18 protein-coding genes are annotated in these 16,583 nt (G+C 55.6%); 7 read left to right on the top strand and 11 right to left on the bottom strand.

Annotated features, from left to right (window positions below):
- Positions 1-106 precede the first annotated feature (106 nt).
- The 4 genes from LOY43_RS14490 to LOY43_RS14475 form a co-directional block, all read right to left on the bottom strand.
- Positions 107-1,087, bottom strand: a complete 981-nt coding sequence (locus tag LOY43_RS14490; protein ID WP_258708240.1) for a FecR domain-containing protein — start codon at positions 1,085-1,087, stop codon at positions 107-109.
- Positions 1,074-1,589, bottom strand: coding sequence for a sigma-70 family RNA polymerase sigma factor (locus tag LOY43_RS14485; protein WP_150729239.1), 516 nt, complete (start codon positions 1,587-1,589; stop codon positions 1,074-1,076). Before LOY43_RS14485 ends, LOY43_RS14490 begins: the two co-directional genes overlap by 14 nt.
- A gap of 210 nt (positions 1,590-1,799) precedes the next feature.
- Positions 1,800-2,261 (bottom strand): hypothetical protein, encoded by a 462-nt coding sequence (locus LOY43_RS14480; RefSeq protein WP_258708239.1) that lies wholly within the window; start codon positions 2,259-2,261, stop codon positions 1,800-1,802.
- A gap of 170 nt (positions 2,262-2,431) precedes the next feature.
- Positions 2,432-3,346, bottom strand: a complete 915-nt coding sequence (locus LOY43_RS14475; RefSeq protein ID WP_095126008.1) for a LysR family transcriptional regulator — start codon at positions 3,344-3,346, stop codon at positions 2,432-2,434.
- Positions 3,347-3,518: 172 nt separating this feature from the next.
- Between LOY43_RS14475 and LOY43_RS14470 the strand changes: the two genes are divergently transcribed.
- Complete coding sequence (locus LOY43_RS14470) at positions 3,519-4,529, top strand: NAD(P)-dependent alcohol dehydrogenase (RefSeq protein ID WP_095126007.1); 1,011 nt, start codon at positions 3,519-3,521, stop codon at positions 4,527-4,529.
- A 129-nt stretch (positions 4,530-4,658) separates the two neighbouring features.
- Here LOY43_RS14470 and LOY43_RS14465 read toward each other — a convergent pair whose 3' ends face one another.
- Together LOY43_RS14465 and namA are read right to left on the bottom strand one after the other, a co-directional pair.
- Positions 4,659-5,042 (bottom strand): nuclear transport factor 2 family protein, encoded by a 384-nt coding sequence (locus LOY43_RS14465; RefSeq protein WP_258708238.1) that lies wholly within the window; start codon positions 5,040-5,042, stop codon positions 4,659-4,661.
- Between the two features lie 40 nt (positions 5,043-5,082).
- On the bottom strand, positions 5,083-6,123 hold the full coding sequence (gene namA / locus LOY43_RS14460) for an NADPH dehydrogenase NamA (protein ID WP_095126005.1): 1,041 nt from the start codon (positions 6,121-6,123) through the stop codon (positions 5,083-5,085).
- 112 nt (positions 6,124-6,235) lie between these two features.
- On the opposite strand from namA, the gene LOY43_RS14455 reads away from it, so the two are divergent.
- The gene (locus tag LOY43_RS14455) at positions 6,236-6,625 is read left to right on the top strand and encodes a helix-turn-helix domain-containing protein (RefSeq protein WP_095126004.1); all 390 of its coding nucleotides are present in this window, start codon (positions 6,236-6,238) and stop codon (positions 6,623-6,625) included.
- A 150-nt stretch (positions 6,626-6,775) separates the two neighbouring features.
- Here LOY43_RS14455 and LOY43_RS14450 read toward each other — a convergent pair whose 3' ends face one another.
- On the bottom strand, positions 6,776-7,738 hold the full coding sequence (locus tag LOY43_RS14450) for an AraC family transcriptional regulator ligand-binding domain-containing protein (protein ID WP_095049007.1): 963 nt from the start codon (positions 7,736-7,738) through the stop codon (positions 6,776-6,778).
- Positions 7,739-7,805: 67 nt separating this feature from the next.
- Here LOY43_RS14450 and LOY43_RS14445 point away from each other — a divergent pair, with 67 nt between their 5' ends.
- Together LOY43_RS14445 and LOY43_RS14440 are read left to right on the top strand one after the other, a co-directional pair.
- Positions 7,806-8,663 (top strand): sterol desaturase family protein, encoded by an 858-nt coding sequence (locus LOY43_RS14445; RefSeq protein ID WP_095126003.1) that lies wholly within the window; start codon positions 7,806-7,808, stop codon positions 8,661-8,663.
- Positions 8,660-9,253 (top strand): NADPH-dependent FMN reductase, encoded by a 594-nt coding sequence (locus LOY43_RS14440; protein ID WP_258708237.1) that lies wholly within the window; start codon positions 8,660-8,662, stop codon positions 9,251-9,253. The genes LOY43_RS14445 and LOY43_RS14440 overlap by 4 nt, the downstream gene beginning before the upstream one ends.
- A 234-nt stretch (positions 9,254-9,487) precedes the next feature.
- Here the strand turns inward: LOY43_RS14440 and LOY43_RS14435 are convergent, their stop codons facing one another.
- The 4 genes from LOY43_RS14435 to LOY43_RS14420 form a co-directional block, all read right to left on the bottom strand.
- Complete coding sequence (locus tag LOY43_RS14435) at positions 9,488-9,874, bottom strand: cupin domain-containing protein (RefSeq protein ID WP_258708236.1); 387 nt, start codon at positions 9,872-9,874, stop codon at positions 9,488-9,490.
- A gap of 72 nt (positions 9,875-9,946) precedes the next feature.
- Complete coding sequence (locus tag LOY43_RS14430; RefSeq protein ID WP_258708235.1) at positions 9,947-10,771, bottom strand: AraC family transcriptional regulator; 825 nt, start codon at positions 10,769-10,771, stop codon at positions 9,947-9,949.
- Between the two features lie 67 nt (positions 10,772-10,838).
- Positions 10,839-12,092, bottom strand: coding sequence for an MFS transporter (locus tag LOY43_RS14425; protein ID WP_258708234.1), 1,254 nt, complete (start codon positions 12,090-12,092; stop codon positions 10,839-10,841).
- A gap of 88 nt (positions 12,093-12,180) precedes the next feature.
- Entirely contained in the window at positions 12,181-13,086 is a 906-nt protein-coding gene (locus tag LOY43_RS14420; RefSeq protein ID WP_194935087.1) for a LysR family transcriptional regulator, read from the bottom strand.
- A 94-nt stretch (positions 13,087-13,180) separates the two neighbouring features.
- On the opposite strand from LOY43_RS14420, the gene LOY43_RS14415 reads away from it, so the two are divergent.
- The 3 genes from LOY43_RS14415 to LOY43_RS14405 all read left to right on the top strand — a co-directional run bounded on the left by LOY43_RS14415 (position 13,181) and on the right by LOY43_RS14405 (position 16,505).
- On the top strand, positions 13,181-14,347 hold the full coding sequence (locus tag LOY43_RS14415; protein WP_258708233.1) for an MFS transporter: 1,167 nt from the start codon (positions 13,181-13,183) through the stop codon (positions 14,345-14,347).
- A gap of 58 nt (positions 14,348-14,405) precedes the next feature.
- Complete coding sequence (locus LOY43_RS14410) at positions 14,406-15,032, top strand: TetR/AcrR family transcriptional regulator (RefSeq protein ID WP_258708232.1); 627 nt, start codon at positions 14,406-14,408, stop codon at positions 15,030-15,032.
- A gap of 201 nt (positions 15,033-15,233) precedes the next feature.
- Positions 15,234-16,505, top strand: a complete 1,272-nt coding sequence (locus tag LOY43_RS14405; protein ID WP_258708231.1) for an OmpP1/FadL family transporter — start codon at positions 15,234-15,236, stop codon at positions 16,503-16,505.
- Positions 16,506-16,583 lie beyond the last annotated feature (78 nt).

The raw sequence follows: 16,583 nt of genomic DNA, 5'->3' as shown, positions 1-16,583 counted from the left end.
CGCTCCAAGAAAGGACATCGACAGACTGGCCTGTATTCCGGCCTTCCTTAGAGGTCGAACGATAATGAGAAACCACCTCATTATTTTTTAGGTGGTTTTGATGGGCTCAGGTCGCAGCGGTCACGGTTACCCAGTAACGGGTTCGGTAATCAATGTGCAAGCGCAGTGACTGCGCGATCAGTGCCAGAACCTGATCGTTGTCGGCGAGCTGGAAGGTGCCGGAAACTCGGCGATCCGCGACTTCTTCGGCGCAGCGCAATACCCCGGGGCGATAACGCGACAACTCCACGATGAAATCCTTGAGGCGCATATTGCGCGCACTGATCACGCCGTCACCCCAGCTCCACAGATCGAGGCCGTTGTCGCTGAACGTTCGGGCGCTGCTTGAGGTAAACAGCAGTTGATTGCCTGCCTGAACGCTGCGGCTTGCAGGACTTTGACTGGCGCCGGGGAACACTGTGACTGATCCTTCCTGAGCTGCGACCAGAGTGCCTTCGTCAAGCTCGCGTGCCAGAAAGCGGGAACTCTGGGCGCGCATGATCCCGTCACGTGATTGCACCCAGAACGGTCGCGCTTGCGGCGAGTGTTGATCGGCGCCGACATTCACGATGATTTCACCCCGTCGCAGGATGATCAGGCGTCGCTTGGCGTCGAAATCGCTGTCGACGGCGCTATCGCTATTGAGCTGGATAAGGCTGCCATCATCGAGTTGGAAGCGTCGTTGCTCGCCGGTGCTGCTGCGCTGCTGTGCAAGCATGGCGGGTACGGGTGTGTAGTCCCGGCCGAGCCAGGCTGCCGTGCCAACGGTGGCCAATATACCCAGTAGCTTCAGGCTGTCCCGCCGCCGCATTCCCTGATGGCTGCCATCAAGGGTTTGTCGCGCCAGTTGAGCGGGTACGCCGGTAAATTCATCCCCAAGCGTTTCCACACGCTGCCACGCCAACACATGCTCTGGGCGCTGCTGCAGCCAGTGCTCAAAAGAGTGCTGTGTTTGTTCATCGGCTTGATTGAAGCGCAGGCGCACCAGCCATTGGATCGCCTGTTCAACAATGGCCGGATCCAGCGCCTGCGGCTCAGGCCTCGACATAACGCAAGTGATAGCAGTGTTGCAGGGCCGTGGCCAGGTCGCGCTCAATCGTCGCCCGGGAAACACCGAGCTTTTCGGCTATTTGCGCGCATGTCAGACCGTCGAGTCGGGCAAATAAAAACGCCTGACGAACCCTTGGTTTAAGCATGCTGAGCATGCGGTCTATGCGCTCCAGCGCATCAAGAATCAGCAGCCGGCTTTCTTCCGAGGGAACCTCGTGTTGAGGCAGCAACGTGACGCTTTCCAGGTAGGCACGCTCGAGTTCGCGACGACGATACTGATCAATCATCAGTCCACGGGCGATACTGCTCAAATAGGCACGGGGTTCGCGCAAGGGGCTGGTCTGACGGGATTTAAGCAGGCGTACGAAGGTGTCCTGCGCCAAATCTGCTGCGTTATCGCGACATCCAATGCGTCGGATCAGCCAGCCGTGTAACCACGAGTGGTGGGTGCGATAGAGCAGCCCTAGATCTGCAGTACCTAGCGTTTCATCGCTGCGCATCGAATCCCCGGAAAGTACATGATTGATAATTAATCGCATTCTACTCAGGCGACAGGCCTTAGGCAAATACGAGGCGTTCAGCGTTCGCATTGGCGCGAATGGCATCACTCTGTAGGGGCTGCGAGTAAAAGAATGCATCCAGCGTCTGGACGATTTGAACGCTAACCACCGGGCACTTTTTCGTACAGACCCTGGCCAGCGGAAGGCTGCTCAGTGCACCAATGACGGTTGGGTCGCGACTGAGACAGTGAAGACCACGACAAACAGCACGACGACTCCCCAGAACATCACCATGATTGTCAGCATGACGGCCTTAAGGCCTTGATAAAGCCTGCGCAGCCAATGACCTTCGGGTTTTGCTTCAGAGCGGGTTCTTAGTACGCCTTTCAAATAGAAGCCGAGGAGCGCAAGCAGTGCGCCATCTATGGCGAGCGCAGGCAGGCCGGCTATGGGGAAAATGCTTTCCCACCGATAGAAAGAAGACCGGCTCAGAAAGACCACATAGCAAGTCAGACTGCCGTAGGGCAGTGCTCTCCACCATTTACCGGCCAGCGCGCCGACCATCAGGCACATGATCACCATGAACGGGCTGAGGAGAATATGGAGCATCCAGTCCAGTACGTTGGGCAAGTAGTCCGGGGAATGGATGCTGCGCCAGAGGTATTCCAACATTGTTCGGGTTCCTGCCGTCCATGAAGTAAGTGCTGCTGCGGTGCTTCCGTGCTGCAGCACGGTATCGGCGTGTTTTCGGGTTACATAAGGGGGTTATGTGAATTGGGCAGGAACGGACGTTTGCAAAGGACCGGTTCCGCCCTGTAACCACCGTTTACACAGCTTGATCGCTAGAGTTCCAGCCAGTCAGAATGAAGGTACGGAAAGCGCTCTTGCAGCCACTCAATAAAAGCTTGAACCTGGGGCGCCAGATGAGTCCGGCTCGGGTATAGCAACGACACCGGGCGAGGGGCTGGCCGATAGGGTTTTAGAATCTCCACCAAACCGCGACTTTCCAAATGCTCGGCCACGGCGATCCCGGGCGCCTGAATTATTCCGAAGCCAGACACGCCACACTGAACGTACGCATTCGACTCGGTGACGGTGATGCCGGCGTCAGGCACAAAGGATCGATCCCGACCTTTTACCGAAAAATGCCAGGGCAATGTTCTGTTGCTCTGACCGGACAAGAAGTTGACGCCTCGATGGGAGGCCAGATCGTCAAGTGTCTTGGGTTCGCCATGTTCGTTCAAATACCCGGGCGCGGCACACGTCACCATCGTCGCCATCGCGACAGGGCGAGCGATCAACGTCGAATCAGGTAGATCGCCGATACGCAACGCACAGTCGACGCCTTCGCCGATCAAGTCGACGGCCCGATCAGTCACGCCCAGAACCATGTTGATACTGGGGTAGCAGACGGTGAATTCTTTAAGGCTATTGATGAATTTCATCTGCGCGAAGGCGCTCGGGATATCGACGCGCAGCCGGCCTGTGAGCGTTGCTCCTGATCGATCGAACATTGAGGTCGCAGCAGCAATACCCGCCAGAATTTCCTGTACCCGTTCATAGAATCTCTCGCCCTCGGCGGTGAGTGCGACCTTTCTCGTGGTGCGCTGGAACAAGCGCACGCCCAATGACGTTTCCAGCTCCTGGATATATCGAGTGACCTGAGGTCGCCCGATGTCTAGCGATTCGGCAGCTTTGGTAAAGCTGCCAAGTTCGGCAAGCCTGGCGAACAGGCGCATCGATTGAAGCAATTCCATGACGCTTTCCTATGAACCCGAATGAATCAAAGGTTGAACATGATTGTTATCCAAGAATAGAACAATCATGTCTTTTTCCACGCATTTATTGCGCGCCTTCAGCAGCGAAAAATGCACCCAAGGCGGAACCGGCTCTGGTTCGTGGCCATTGATGTGTAATTGGAGACTGGCAATGAAAGCTTGGTTATTGAAAGATTTCGGACTCGACAACCTGCAATTGGGAGAGGTTGCGACCCCGCAACCCAAGGCTGGCGAGTTACTGGTGAAGGTCGGCGCTGTCTCGCTCAACTTTCGCGACAAGGCTATCGTCGACGGCATTTATGAACCGCACATGGTGCCCAAGCCGCTGATTCCAGTGAGCGATGCTGCCGGCACGGTAGTTGCGATTGGTGACAACGTCACGCGCTTTAAAGTCGGTGATCGCGTCAACTCCCACCTTTACTCCCGTTGGCTGGATGGCGAGCCAGGGCCGAACGAACCCGATTACTGCTTCGGTTCGCCGTTGCCCGGCGGTCTGGCCGAATACATGATCATCCATGAAGACAGTGCCGTCGGTGCCCCCGACAACATGAGCGACGAAGAGGCGGCAACACTGCCCATTGCTGCGCTCACAGCCTGGTATTCGCTGGTGGACTTTGGACAAATCCAGCCGGGCCAAACCGTATTGGTTCAGGGCACTGGAGGTGTATCGATATTTGCCGTGCAGATTGCTAGTGCACTTGGTGCGAAGGTCATTGCAACGTCGAGCAGCGACCAGAATCTGCAAACTGTGACGGGACTGGGAGCCGTGGCTGGCATCAACTACAGAACCACCCCGAAGTGGGCGGACGAAGTGCTGAAATTAACCGACGGCAAGGGCGTGGATCTGCTACTCGATGTGGCCGGTGGCAGCGGCATCAATCAATCGGTCGCAGCAACCAAAGCATCGGGGCGCATTGCACAGATCGGCTTTCTCACTGGACAAACCGTTGAGCTCAATCTGATGCCACTTATTTTCCGCCAGACGACCATTCGCGGAATCGCCGTGGCGCCGCGTTCATCATTCGACCGGATGAACGCGTTCCTCAACGAGCACGAAATCCGTCCCGTGATCGATCAGGTTTATCCGTTCGAGAAAGCACGAGAAGCTTACGAACATCTCGCGAGGGGAGCGTTTGGGAAGGTTGTGATCAAAGTCGCTTGATAACGTTGAGGCGCCAATTTGGCGCCTTTTTTCTCGCTCATCGCAGCTTATTCGCCACCAGAGTCTGAGCCGGGCTAGGCTCAGATTCCGATGTCAACGATAAGCAGGGGCCGTCGGACGACCATTCCATCAAGGCCCTACATGAGTTTGAAAAATCTTGCTAATCACAGTCCACTTGCCATCAACTTTCAGCAGATGAAAAAAGTCGGTGAAAGAGATGCCTGACATGTCGTTGGCGTCGATGCGAGCACTAGCCGCCGTACCGACGACTTCGACGCGGACGATAGCTGCTGGTGCGTCAGGAGAAGGGCGGAAACCCTTGTCGATCCCGTTGAACAGGATTGAAATTGCGCCGCCCGCCAGCTTACCGTCACCATCGACACTGAACATGGTTGCTTGCTCACTGAAAGCGGGCTTCATGATGCTGCTTTTGGCCTGCTTGCAGCCCTCAATGTATTTGTTAAGCACCTCGGTGATGGCTTGGTATTCTTCAACGTAAGTCGGTTTGCTCATGTGCTTGCTCCTGCTTCATAGGATTAGTGCAACAAAGGCATCAGGCTTTGGTATCAAGCCAGACAGATCCATAACGTGTGTAGGCGGTAGGAATCTCGATGATTTCCTTAAGATCATCTGCAGCGGTGCGAACCCAGAATGGATCTCGGAGCATTTGCCGCCCGACAAACACCAGATCAGCTCGGCCGTTCTGCAAGATTTCTTCCGCCTGACGCCCACTCTGGATCACCCCCACAGCGCCTGTCGCAATATGCAATTCCTTACGCAGTAATTCAGCGGCCGGCACCTGGTAACCCGGGTAGGTCTCGACCTTGACCATCTTGATCCCGCCGGAGCTGCAGTCGATCAAGTCAACGCCCTGCGCTTTCATCCAGCGACCATATTCGAGAAACGATTCGGGCGTGTTTCCGCCTTCGGCGTAATCAGAGCTGGAGATGCGAACGAATAGAGGGCGATCCCCCCAATGAGTTTTAACCTCTTCCAGTACCTCGCGCAGGAAGCGATAACGACGCTTGGCATCACCGCCATACTCGTCGTCGCGGGTGTTAGCCAGCGGCGAGAGAAACTCACTTAACAAGTAGCCGTGCGCGGCATGGATCTCAAGCACATCGAAGCCCGCTTCGCTGGCGCGACGTGCGGCATCGCCGTAAAGCTTTACCAGAGCCGGAATCTCATCAGCCGCGAGTTCGCGAGGAACAGGGCTGGTTTGCGTAAATGGAATCGCCGATGGCGCGATGTGAATCAGACCGGGCAGGTCAGCATTGCGCCCCGCATGGCCGATCTGAGCGCCGGCTTTTGCACCAAAACCGTGAAGCAATTCTGTTAGCGCCTTCAAGCCAACAACGTGCTCATCGCTCCAGATGCCAAGGTCACCGGCTCCAATACGACCGTCAGCCTGAATGGCCAGCGTTTCGGGAAAAATCAGTGCTGCCTGACCCAGGGCACGAGCGCCGTAATGAACGCGGTGCCAGTCGGTCACGAAGCCATCATCCGCCGCCATGTGCATGCACATAGGGGACATGACGACCCGGTTTTTCAGGGTGAGGCCCTTAATTTCATAGGGTGATAACAACAAACTCATCTGGCAGATTCCATCGTGGTGAACATGGAATCATGCTAACTTTTGCAGCACATCGACGTAAGTACGCACAATTTTGTGCGGTAGGCACACTTTTTATACCAAGGTGATAACAGTGAAAAAATGTAACCCTCAGGATGAGATTGAGGCTTTCGCGTGTCCCGTCGCCTTCACTGTTGATGTCATTGGTGGAAAATGGAAATCGCTCATGCTTTTTCACCTGATGTCGGGCACGAAGCGCTTCAACGAGCTGCGTCGGCTAATTCCAGATATCACGCAGAGGATGCTCACACTTCAGCTCAGAGAACTGGAGACTGACGGGGTGATTCATCGCGAAATCTATCGCGAGGTGCCACCCAAAGTTGAGTATTCGCTTACAGCGTTAGGTGACTCACTCGCGCCATTGGTGAGTGCGATGCGAGAGTGGGGCGCAGTGCATGAACGCACGATCCTGGAGCTCAGGCGCTCTGCCGTCTGTGACGACAAGTTGGAATCTCTGGCTTGAATCATGCCGATGTTGAGAGGTGGAGGGGGTGAACAATACGAAGTTTGATGCCCGCTTGGCGCAGGGTTGAAACTGCACGAAAATCACTCGCGCGTGATGAGGCGAATTTTTGAGGTCGCACTGCCGTTACGAAAAATTCGGGCTGCCACCTTATTTCATGTCACGCCATCGGCTTCGGGCGTGTAGATACGCCGTCAAATCGCTGTAACCTAGTTGAGCTGCAATCTCCGTTAATGACTCTCCCTGCAATTCAAGATGCATTTCCAATTCTGCGCGAATCTGATCGAGCAATTGTCTGAAGGTTGTACCTTGCTCTTCCAGCCGTCTGCGCAAGGTCCTTGGCGTCTGGTGCAGCGACTTCGCCAGATTGTCCAGATTGGGAGTTTCACGTCTCGCTAGAGATCGTCGCGCTCCTTCAGCAACCTTGGCTGACCAACCGCTGAAGTTCCGATGCGCGGCGATCCGTCGATCCAGCTCCTGCGTTAATAATTCCAACATCCCGTGATGACGGGTTTGCATTGGCAGGCTTAAGCTTCGAGCATGAAAATAGAAGCAGTTGATCGAGCAATCAAACTCGACTCGATCACCAAACCATTCGGTGTATTGCTTGTAATACGACGGACGCGAATGAGTGAACTTTGCCAAAATCGGCTGCACATTGTGTCCTGTACCTCGTCGTAACTGCGCTATGGACATAACCCCGTAGTGTTCGACGACATACCGCGCCAACTCTCCTGGCGCATCAACGTTCAATTCGACTCCGACGCCGTTTTCGTCATTAACCAACCTGACATTGTCTGTGTCCGAGGCAAGAGGTGCGTACCGGGCCCAAAGGTGCATGGCTGACAAAATATCTGGACTGTACAGGCAAAGATAAGCCAAGACATGCCAGTCCTGGGGTGTGAATAGCGCGAACAATTTTAATCCGATCGCCGGATCGATACGTGCCGCTTCGCGCCACAGTTGATCCAGTTCGATCAGGTTGTAATCCGTACTTTTCCGGGCAACCTGGCTATCAAGGAAGCGCTCCAATACCTGGCCCAGCCTGCCGCGATGAAAGCGTTGGGGGGGGCGGTTGGCCGGTTCTAGCTCAATTTTGTCCATTTCGCGCATTGGGAGGACTTGCTCGCAGGTTTCTAATGAAAGGGCATTGCCCGCAAGGGCCTAAATCGAGAGTGCCATGAATACAACAATGCTCGTCAATAACCCCGCTGTGATAGTAGCCGGGATTTTCCTCTCCTTCATTTTACTGGAACTTGCCTGTTCCTCGCTTCGTCAGTCGTCAGGTAGTAAACGTGACGTGCTCATTGAAGTCGTCGGCTCCGGTATATTAGTGATGGTCACATTTCCTTTAGTCATGTGGCTAAGTGGTCTGATATTAAATCACGCCATCCCGGAAATGAAGGGCGCACTGACCTCTATTCCATGGATCGCAGGATTTGCGTTGTTTCTACTGCTGGATGACATGACCCAATATTGGTGGCATCGCCTGACGCATCGTATTCCTGCTCTTTATGCATTGCATCGCGCACATCATTCCGCGCCCTATATGAGTATTCGCATCGTCTACCGCAACAATAGTTTCTACTATCTCTTGATGCCGGGCATCTGGCTATCAGGCGTGTTGATTTATCTGGGGCTCGCACCCGTTTATTATGTTTATCTGATTATAAAAATGACTGTGATCTTCGCCGCACACAGCAATGTTGCGTGGGACGACAAACTCTATCGCATTCGCGCTTTACGGCCGATCATCTGGGTTCTTGAGCGAACCATCTCCACTCCATCCACTCATTCTGCGCATCACGGTTTGACTGCAGAGGATGGCGTGACTCACTACAAAGGTAATTTCGGTAACCTGTTATTTTTATGGGATGTGTTGTTCGGAACAGCCAAAATTACCCGTAGGCGTCCGCCAGCATACGGTATCGAACACTTGTCACCGATAAGCTGGAAAGAAGAATTGTTCTGGCCAATCGTTCGCTCCCATCGCACGGCACCCAAGGTAAGTGAAGCTAAACAGAAGGTCGCACAATGAGTCGTCATATCGTTTTGCTGTCTGGATCGAATAGATCCAACAGTCAATCAATCAAAGTTGCCCATTATCTGCGCGACCGGTTAGCAGCACTTGAGCTTTGTGACTCAAATGAACTAATAGATCTGGCGTCGAGTCCGCTACCGCTGTGGCCAGAAGAAGACACTCAGAAAGCCTGGAGTGTCCAGCAATCCATCCTCAAAAAAGCAACAGCATTGATCGTGATCAGCCCGGAATGGAATGGCATGGCTTGCCCGGCCCTGAAGAACTTCTTTTTGTACGCAGGGCTCAGCGAACTAGGACATAAGCCCGCGCTTCTAGTTGGCGTTTCGGCTGGACTTGGGGGAGCCTACCCAATTACAGAGTTACGTGCTTCAAGCTATAAAAATAGCCGGATCCTGTATTTGCCTGAGCAACTGATTATAAGAAACGTTGAATCAATGTTTAATAGTGAGTGCCCTTCAGATGAAAATGATATGCGCATCCGCGCACGTGCCGATTGGGTTTTGCATGTTCTTTGCCAATACAATGACGCCTTGCGTACGATGCGAGCTGCAATCAAACATCCTCCTGAGTTCTCTACGGGGATGTGAGGTTGTCGCACCTCAATAAGTTTAAAATGCAACTGTTAAAGCTAAACCTTAGTTGGCTCATGACGCCAGAGTAAATACTTCGCGATAGACAAGCATCGGCCGATAGTTGCCTGCAATGAATGTCCGTTTTGGGTCGAAACCGGTCGTTCACGAACGTCTGCTATTGGCCGATAGCTACCGGTCAAGGTCAACTATTTCCAACTCAGCTCAGACATTACACAGGATGACGCTGGATTATATCCAGACGTCGTTCAAAGCCGTTCTTTCGCCATCTTCATGCCCGGTATTCAAAATACCTCGTGGCTCGATCATCATCAGTTTTGTTTCACCTTCAGCAGCCATCCGATGTTCAACACCACGGGGAACTACATACAGTTCACCCGGATTCACATAGACGCAGCTATCCGGCAGGTCGATGCGCAAGGTGCCTTCCAGGACAAGAAATGCTTCGTCGGTCTCAGGATGTGAGTGCCAGATGAATTCGCCTTCGATTCGCACAACCTTGAACTGGTAGTCATTCATCTCTGCAACAACCCTGGGGCTCCATTGCTGTTCGATGAGCGAAGCTTTACGTGCCAGGTTTACAGGAACTGATGATTGTTGATGACGGAGCTTTGACATGACAGATCCTCTGTGGTCGAAGTCGTCATCCTATAGAGCATGGAGCAGGGCGCTCTTGTACGATCCTGCAAGTCAGCGTGCGGCCCGCAATCGTTCCAGCCAGCGCATGGGCGGAACTCCGTAGCAGCGGGTGAAGTGTCGCGTCATATGACTTTGATCGTGGAAACCCGCGATGAGGGACGCATCCACCAGGGCGAAACCTTCAAGCACCAATGCGCGGAACCGATCCAGACGGCGCAGGGTGACAAATCGGTAAGGGCTCGTACCGTAAAGTGTTCTGAAGTCGCGTGACAGGCTCCAGCGTTCGCGCCCACTGGCATGTTCCAGCATCTCCAGCGAAATGCATGTGTGCAGATGTTCCAGGATGAATGCTCTGGCGCGCTCGGCTGCGCGATAATCCAGACGCTTGCGCCCGCGCGGCTTGCCGCCGACCGCACGCAACGCCATCGCCAGGTCATACAGCGCGTCCTGTTCCTCCAGTGTTTCCAGTGGATGATCCACCGCTTGCACGAATGCTTCGCTGGCACGGAACAGACGCGGATCGCTCGAAAGTCCCCCTGCGATAAAGGGCAAGGGTTCCCCACCCAGAACGTTCTGGATTAATGCCGGATCAACGTAGGCCATTCGATAACGAAAGCCTGCGTCCGTACCGGCCATGCCATCGTGGAGTTCGTCGGGGTGAAGCACGAGCGTGTTGCCGGGGATACCGTGGCGCAGCGAGCCTGCGTAGTGAAAGCTCTGGACGCCCGCCAACGTACGGCCGATCGAGTAGGTGTCGTGTCGATGAGGATCGTAGCCGTGGCTGCCGAACCACGCTTCGATACGCTCGATTCCTCCCGGTTGAACACTGCGGATGACCCAGTCGGCGTTGGCACGTTGGCCATTTTTCTGATCCATGAATGTACCTCTCCAATATGGGTGATCGCGTCGTCCCGGCATGTCGGGCACATTCTCAGGAGACATTTCATCGACTCATGACTGCCGCCAGTTTCGGATGGTTTTTTGCGTAATACAGCTCTGACTCAGCGTCATCTTCGAGGAAGTGCCATATCTTTTTTGATCGCATGGAATATATGACGATAACCAGAAATACCCCGAGATAAAGCCACATCAAACTGGATGCACCGGATACGGACATGATGGTGCCCGTCATCATGAATGACACCGAGCCGCCTAGTTGACTGATCACTAATGTGGATGCCATCAGTCGCACGCGTACGCCGGAGGGGATCGACATGAGCCTCTTGTCCATTCCGACCATCGTAATGCAAGCACTCGCCGCCCCGACGAAAAACAGGCAAGTACTCAACTGCCAGATCTCGTCGGCTTGTGTCGCTGCACAGAGTGCAAACGTTAATAGGGCCCAACATCCAAGATACTTGTTGCGCTGATTTTCCTTTTTGCTAATCAGCGGGCTTAAAAAGAACAAACCTGCAACGGCTCCGCCCGCGAATATCGCATTGAACAGGCCAACGCTACCTTCAGCCAGACCCCGAGTGTGTATGAGCGCTGGCACCAGCATCGGTATGGTCGCGGTAACGGCCAGACCAAGCAGTAATCCGGAAAAGGTCAAAAATTGTTCTGGCGGTAGAACGCATTTGAGTTTAAGCCCCAACAGCATGTCATTAATAAGATCGGTTGATGATTTTCGGTGTTGTAGGGCAGGGGCAGTGCTGATCGGTAATGCCATGGCGAAAACCACAATGACCAATCCCACGATCGACACGAATAGCAGCGAGATTTCCAGTGAAGAAACCGTAATCACAATACCCGCCAACAAAGGCCCGGCAACCCGGCCGACCGTAACAACGATGCGCCGGGCGCGAAATGCAGCCTCCGCACGATGTTTATCAACGGTTTCCGCAGGATAGATGCCCAAAAGAGGCTGGATCATTCCAAATGCTGATGCAGCGATCACATCGAGCAATATCAGCGCATCAAGCGAATACCAGTTTGCAGTAAAAACGTATCGCAATACGCTGGCCATCAAGATCGCAAAACAGCCCACCTTGAGCGCCGTACTGCGGCGCATCGACTCAACACGCGGCGCCAGACACAACATCGAAATGATCGCCGCGAGTGCGAGCGCTGTTTCGTAGGCGGCCAGCTCCAGCAGGCTTCCTCGCTGCACGATGATCAGCGGTAGCGTGGTATTCCAACAGCCGAGGTAGATCCAAAGTAACAAGTCCAGGCAAAGATACTTTCGAAATGTACTCAAGGGGTGACTTCCTTGCTCCGCACCTTGTTGTTTGGGATGTCATGCGCACGCGCCAAATTGTCCGCAATGCAGCTGCGGAAATATCAGCTTATACCTGCGCTGACATCCGATGATGTTCCACCAAGAAGTCCACGAACAACCGAACCCGCGCCGGCATTGCCGCGCCACCGACGAACACCGCATGAATCGGTTCCTGATCCCCCGGGTTCCAGTCTTGCAACAGCGCAATCAGTTCGCCGCGCTGCAGATCCTCACTCACGCTGAACTCCCCGATACGGGCAATGCCGGCGCCCATTCGCGCGAATTGCGCCAGCGCTTCACCACTGCTGCATTCGATGTTGCCGCTGACCTTCAGGGAAAACGCTTTGCCATCGCGAATGAATGGCCAGTTGGGTTCGGCACGCTTGAAATTGAAGCGCAGGCAGTTGTGCTGTAGCAGGTCTTCCGGTTCCTGAGGGATGCCGTGGCGTTGCAGATACTCCGGCGATGCCACCACGACCTGGCCGGTGGTGCCGATCCTGCGTGCGGTCAGCGGGCTGTCGGGCAGATGGCCGAAGCGCACCGCGACGTCGGCTTGCCCGCCAAGAATGTCGACCACTTCGTCGCCGAGGTTGAGGTCGACGACGATGTTCGGGTAACGGGCGCTGAAGGCTGCGACCAAGGGAACGATGGCCAGCCGTCCATGGCCAAGGGCGGCACTGACCCGCAATCGCCCCTTGGGCACGCCTTGATCGGCGATGGCTTCTTCGACTTCATCCATGTCGGCGAGGATTCGTCGGGCGCCGCGCAGGAACGCTTCGCCCTCGGCCGTGAAGGTGATCGCTCGGGTGGTGCGCAACAGCAGGCGAGTGCCAAGCCGTTGCTCGGTGCGCGCGATGATCCGACTGACTGCCGAGGGTGTCAGGCCCAGTGCACGCGCGGCGGCCGACAGGCTGCCTTCCTGCGCGACGGTGGTGAATACGCTCATTTCACCTGATCTGCCGTTGAAATCCACTTGTGCCTCCTACGCAAAGGTGATTGCCAAAAATGCTATCTACCGCCTTAAAAGACAGGATCGTAGCATTGGCGGCATAGATAAGGAGCTTTCCATGCGTATCAATCCACCACTTGTTGCACTCGCCATCGGTGCCTTCGGCATCGGCGTAACAGAATTCGCCCCCATGGGCATGTTGCCGGGTATCGCTGCGGATCTGGGCGTTTCCATTCCCGCTGCCGGTTTGCTGGTCAGTGCTTATGCGCTGGGCGTATTGCTCGGCGCACCGCTGATGACCCTGACCACCGGCAGAATTCCCCGGCGCTATCTGCTGATCGGGCTTATGGCGATTTTCACCCTCGGTAATCTGATGTCGGCCCTGGCCACCGATTACTACAGTCTCATGGTCGCCAGGGTCGTGACCTCACTGAACCACGGTGCCTTTTTTGGCGTTGGCTCCGTCGTCGCCGCCACCCTGGTCGCCCCGGAAAAACGTGCCGGGGCGGTTGCGGCGATGTTCATGGGCCTGACCCTGGCGACCATCGGCGGTGTGCCGCTGGCTGCCTGGTTTGGCGAACTGTTCGGTTGGCGCACGGCTTTCTGGGGCATTACCGGCCTGGGCGTGCTGACCATGGCCGCGTTGTGGTTCGCTTTGCCCAACGTTCGGGCGCCGCAAAGCGTCGGTGTCATGGCGGAAATCCGGGTATTGGGGCGCGGCCCGGTGCTGGCCGCACTGGCCCTGACTGTCGTCGGCTCGAGTGCCATGTTCACTGTCTTCACCTACATCGCGCCAATCCTCAGCAGCGAGACCCATGCATCCACTGCCTACATCACCGCCATGCTGATGCTTTACGGTGTCGGGTTGACGCTGGGCAACATGTGGGGCGGCAAGGCCGCTGACCGCTCGATAGATCGCACCCTGATCGTCTCGCTGAGCGTGCTGATTCTGGTCTTGTTGGCGTTCACCGTACTGATGCGCTGGCCGCTGCCAGCCGCCGTGGCCATCCTGATCTGGGGTATCGCCAGCTTCGCTCTGGTGCCGCCGTTACAAATGCGTGTAATGGAAGCGGCCAAGGACGCACCCAATCTGGCCTCGGCGGTGAACATCGGCGCCTTCAACTTCGGCAACGCGATTGGCGCGGCGCTGGGCGGCGCGGTGATCAGCAGCGGGCTGGGTTATCCGGCGATCTCCCTGGCCGGCGCGGCAATGGCGGGCCTGGGGCTGCTGATGGTGTTGGGATTTGCGTGGCGTTCCAGGACGATTGAAGCCGCCGTGGTGTAACACGTTCAACAATGCTCGGCGAGTTGTCAGTCATTCATAGGGTGAGTAAGCTGCCCCCATGAATCAGCCATCCCTAACTGCCTCCTCGCCGAGCACTCGCGGCCCCGCCGAACACGACATTCGCGACCAGATTGTCGCCGCGGCCAACGAGCACTTCAGCCAATACGGCTACGGTAAAACCACGGTTTCCGACCTGGCCAAGGCCATCGGTTTTTCCAAGGCCTACATCTATAAATTCTTTGATTCCAAGCAAGCGATTGGCGAGGCCATTTGCTCCAACTGTCTGGGCCAAATCGCTGCAGCCGTCGAACAAGCGGTGAATACCGAAGCGGTTTCAGCCACCGAGCGCTTGCGCAGGTTGGTGAAAACCGTGATCGCCACGGGTGTGGATCTGTTCTTCAACGATCGCAAGCTCTACGACATCGCGGCGTTTTCCGCATCAGAGCGCTGGAACAGCGCCCAGGTGTACGAAGCGCAGATCAAGGGCTTTATCCTCGACATCGTGCGTCAAGGTCGAGAAGCGGGGGAGTTCGAGCGCAAGACCCCGCTGGACGAGACCGTCGAGGCGATCAATCTGGCGCTGCGACCTTTCGTCAACCCGCTGCTGTTGCAACACAATCTGGATCTGATCGAACAAGCGCCCACGCTGACCACCAACCTCATCCTGCGCAGCCTCATGCCTTGACCCATCGCTGAGCAAAGTTTTCAGGCGATTCGAGTCAAGGCGACATCCCCCCTTATCAAGTTTCCTGTCCCCGGTACATGAGTACCGGGAGGGCATTGAATTTAGCTCAACGTGACCATTGACTGAAATGGTCACATGGATAATATGGCGTCGCTGTAGTGCTCAATGTTCTATTCCAGTGATCTCCATAGAGTCCCGATAATGAAAAAAACAATGCTCAAGAGTCCCGTGGGCCTGGCCGTCGTGCTTGCGTCTTCCAATGTGCTAGCCGGTGGCTTTGCACTCAACGAACAAAGCATCAGCGGGATGGGATCTGGTTTTGCCGGGCGCTCTTCATCAGCCGAAGACGCCAGTACGATTTATGGCAACCCGGCGGGCATGGCGCGGCTTAAACGGGAGCAGGTCAGCGTGGGCGCGGCGACACTGTTCGCCAAGTCGGATATCAGCCGGACGCGCAGTACGTTCGGCGGCAATGAAGATGGCGACATGGTGCCGACGACCACCGTACCGATGGGGTATTACGTCAAACCCATCGATGACCACTGGGCATTCGGCGTCGGATTTTATGTACCGTTCGGGTTGATCACCGACTACGGCAGTGGTTTTGCCGGGCGCTATTACGCCAACAAGAGCGAAGTCACCACGCTGACTTTCCAACCGACCATCAGCTACGCCTTTAACGAAAAAGTCTCGATCGGCTTTGGTCCGACCATCAACCGTATCAGCGGCGAGATATCCGGCATGGTCCCCAATCCACTCAGCCCAGGGCGTAATGACGGCAAGCTGAAAAGCACCGGCGATGACACCGCGCTAGGTTTCAACGCCGGCGTGCTGGTGCAGGCAACAGACCGGACGCGCCTGGGGCTGACCTATCACTCCAAAGTCAGTTACCACCTTGATGCGAAAACCAAGGTCACCGATGGCATCTTCAGCGTGCTGGGCGTCAGCGGCCGCAGCTATGACGCGTCGCTGGACGTCGACACGCCCGAGTCGGTGGACTTTTCGGTCACGCATCAATTCAATAACGACTGGACGCTTTATCTGGGCAGTACCTGGACGCGCTGGAGCCGCTTCAAGGAGCTGACGATCGAGAACAGTGGCTTGCCGCCGTTGCTGAGTGGCCAGTTGGGGACGATCAGCGAAGAGCAGAACTGGCACGACACCTGGGCTCACGCGATCGGTGCGGCCTATCAACTGAATAACCAATGGGTGCTTCGTGCCGGTTTTTCGGTTGATCAGTCACCGGCCAACAACACTAACCGGGGGCCGCGCATTCCGACGGGCGACCGCAAGGTGCTCAGCTTCGGTGCCGGCTGGACGCCGGTGGAAAATGTCACGATCGACCTGGCTTATTCCTACCTTTGGGAGGAGAGCGTCGAGGTCAACGACACCTCGGCATCGAGAGGAGCCTACAGTGCCAGATACAAGAACACTGCGAACGGGCTCGGGACTTCGGTGAGCTACCGTTTTTAGGCAGGCCCGTCAGCCGATTCGTAGTTCGATACTGCAGGTGGTCAGGATGCAGTTTGTGACCATTGACGTTATTGGTCA

Origin of the sequence: Pseudomonas sp. B21-041, from assembly GCF_024748675.1 — a bacterium.
GTDB lineage: Bacteria > Pseudomonadota > Gammaproteobacteria > Pseudomonadales > Pseudomonadaceae > Aquipseudomonas > Aquipseudomonas neuropathica.
Note: the sequence above shows the minus strand (reverse complement) of the source record. Positions and strands in the feature narration are given on the sequence as shown.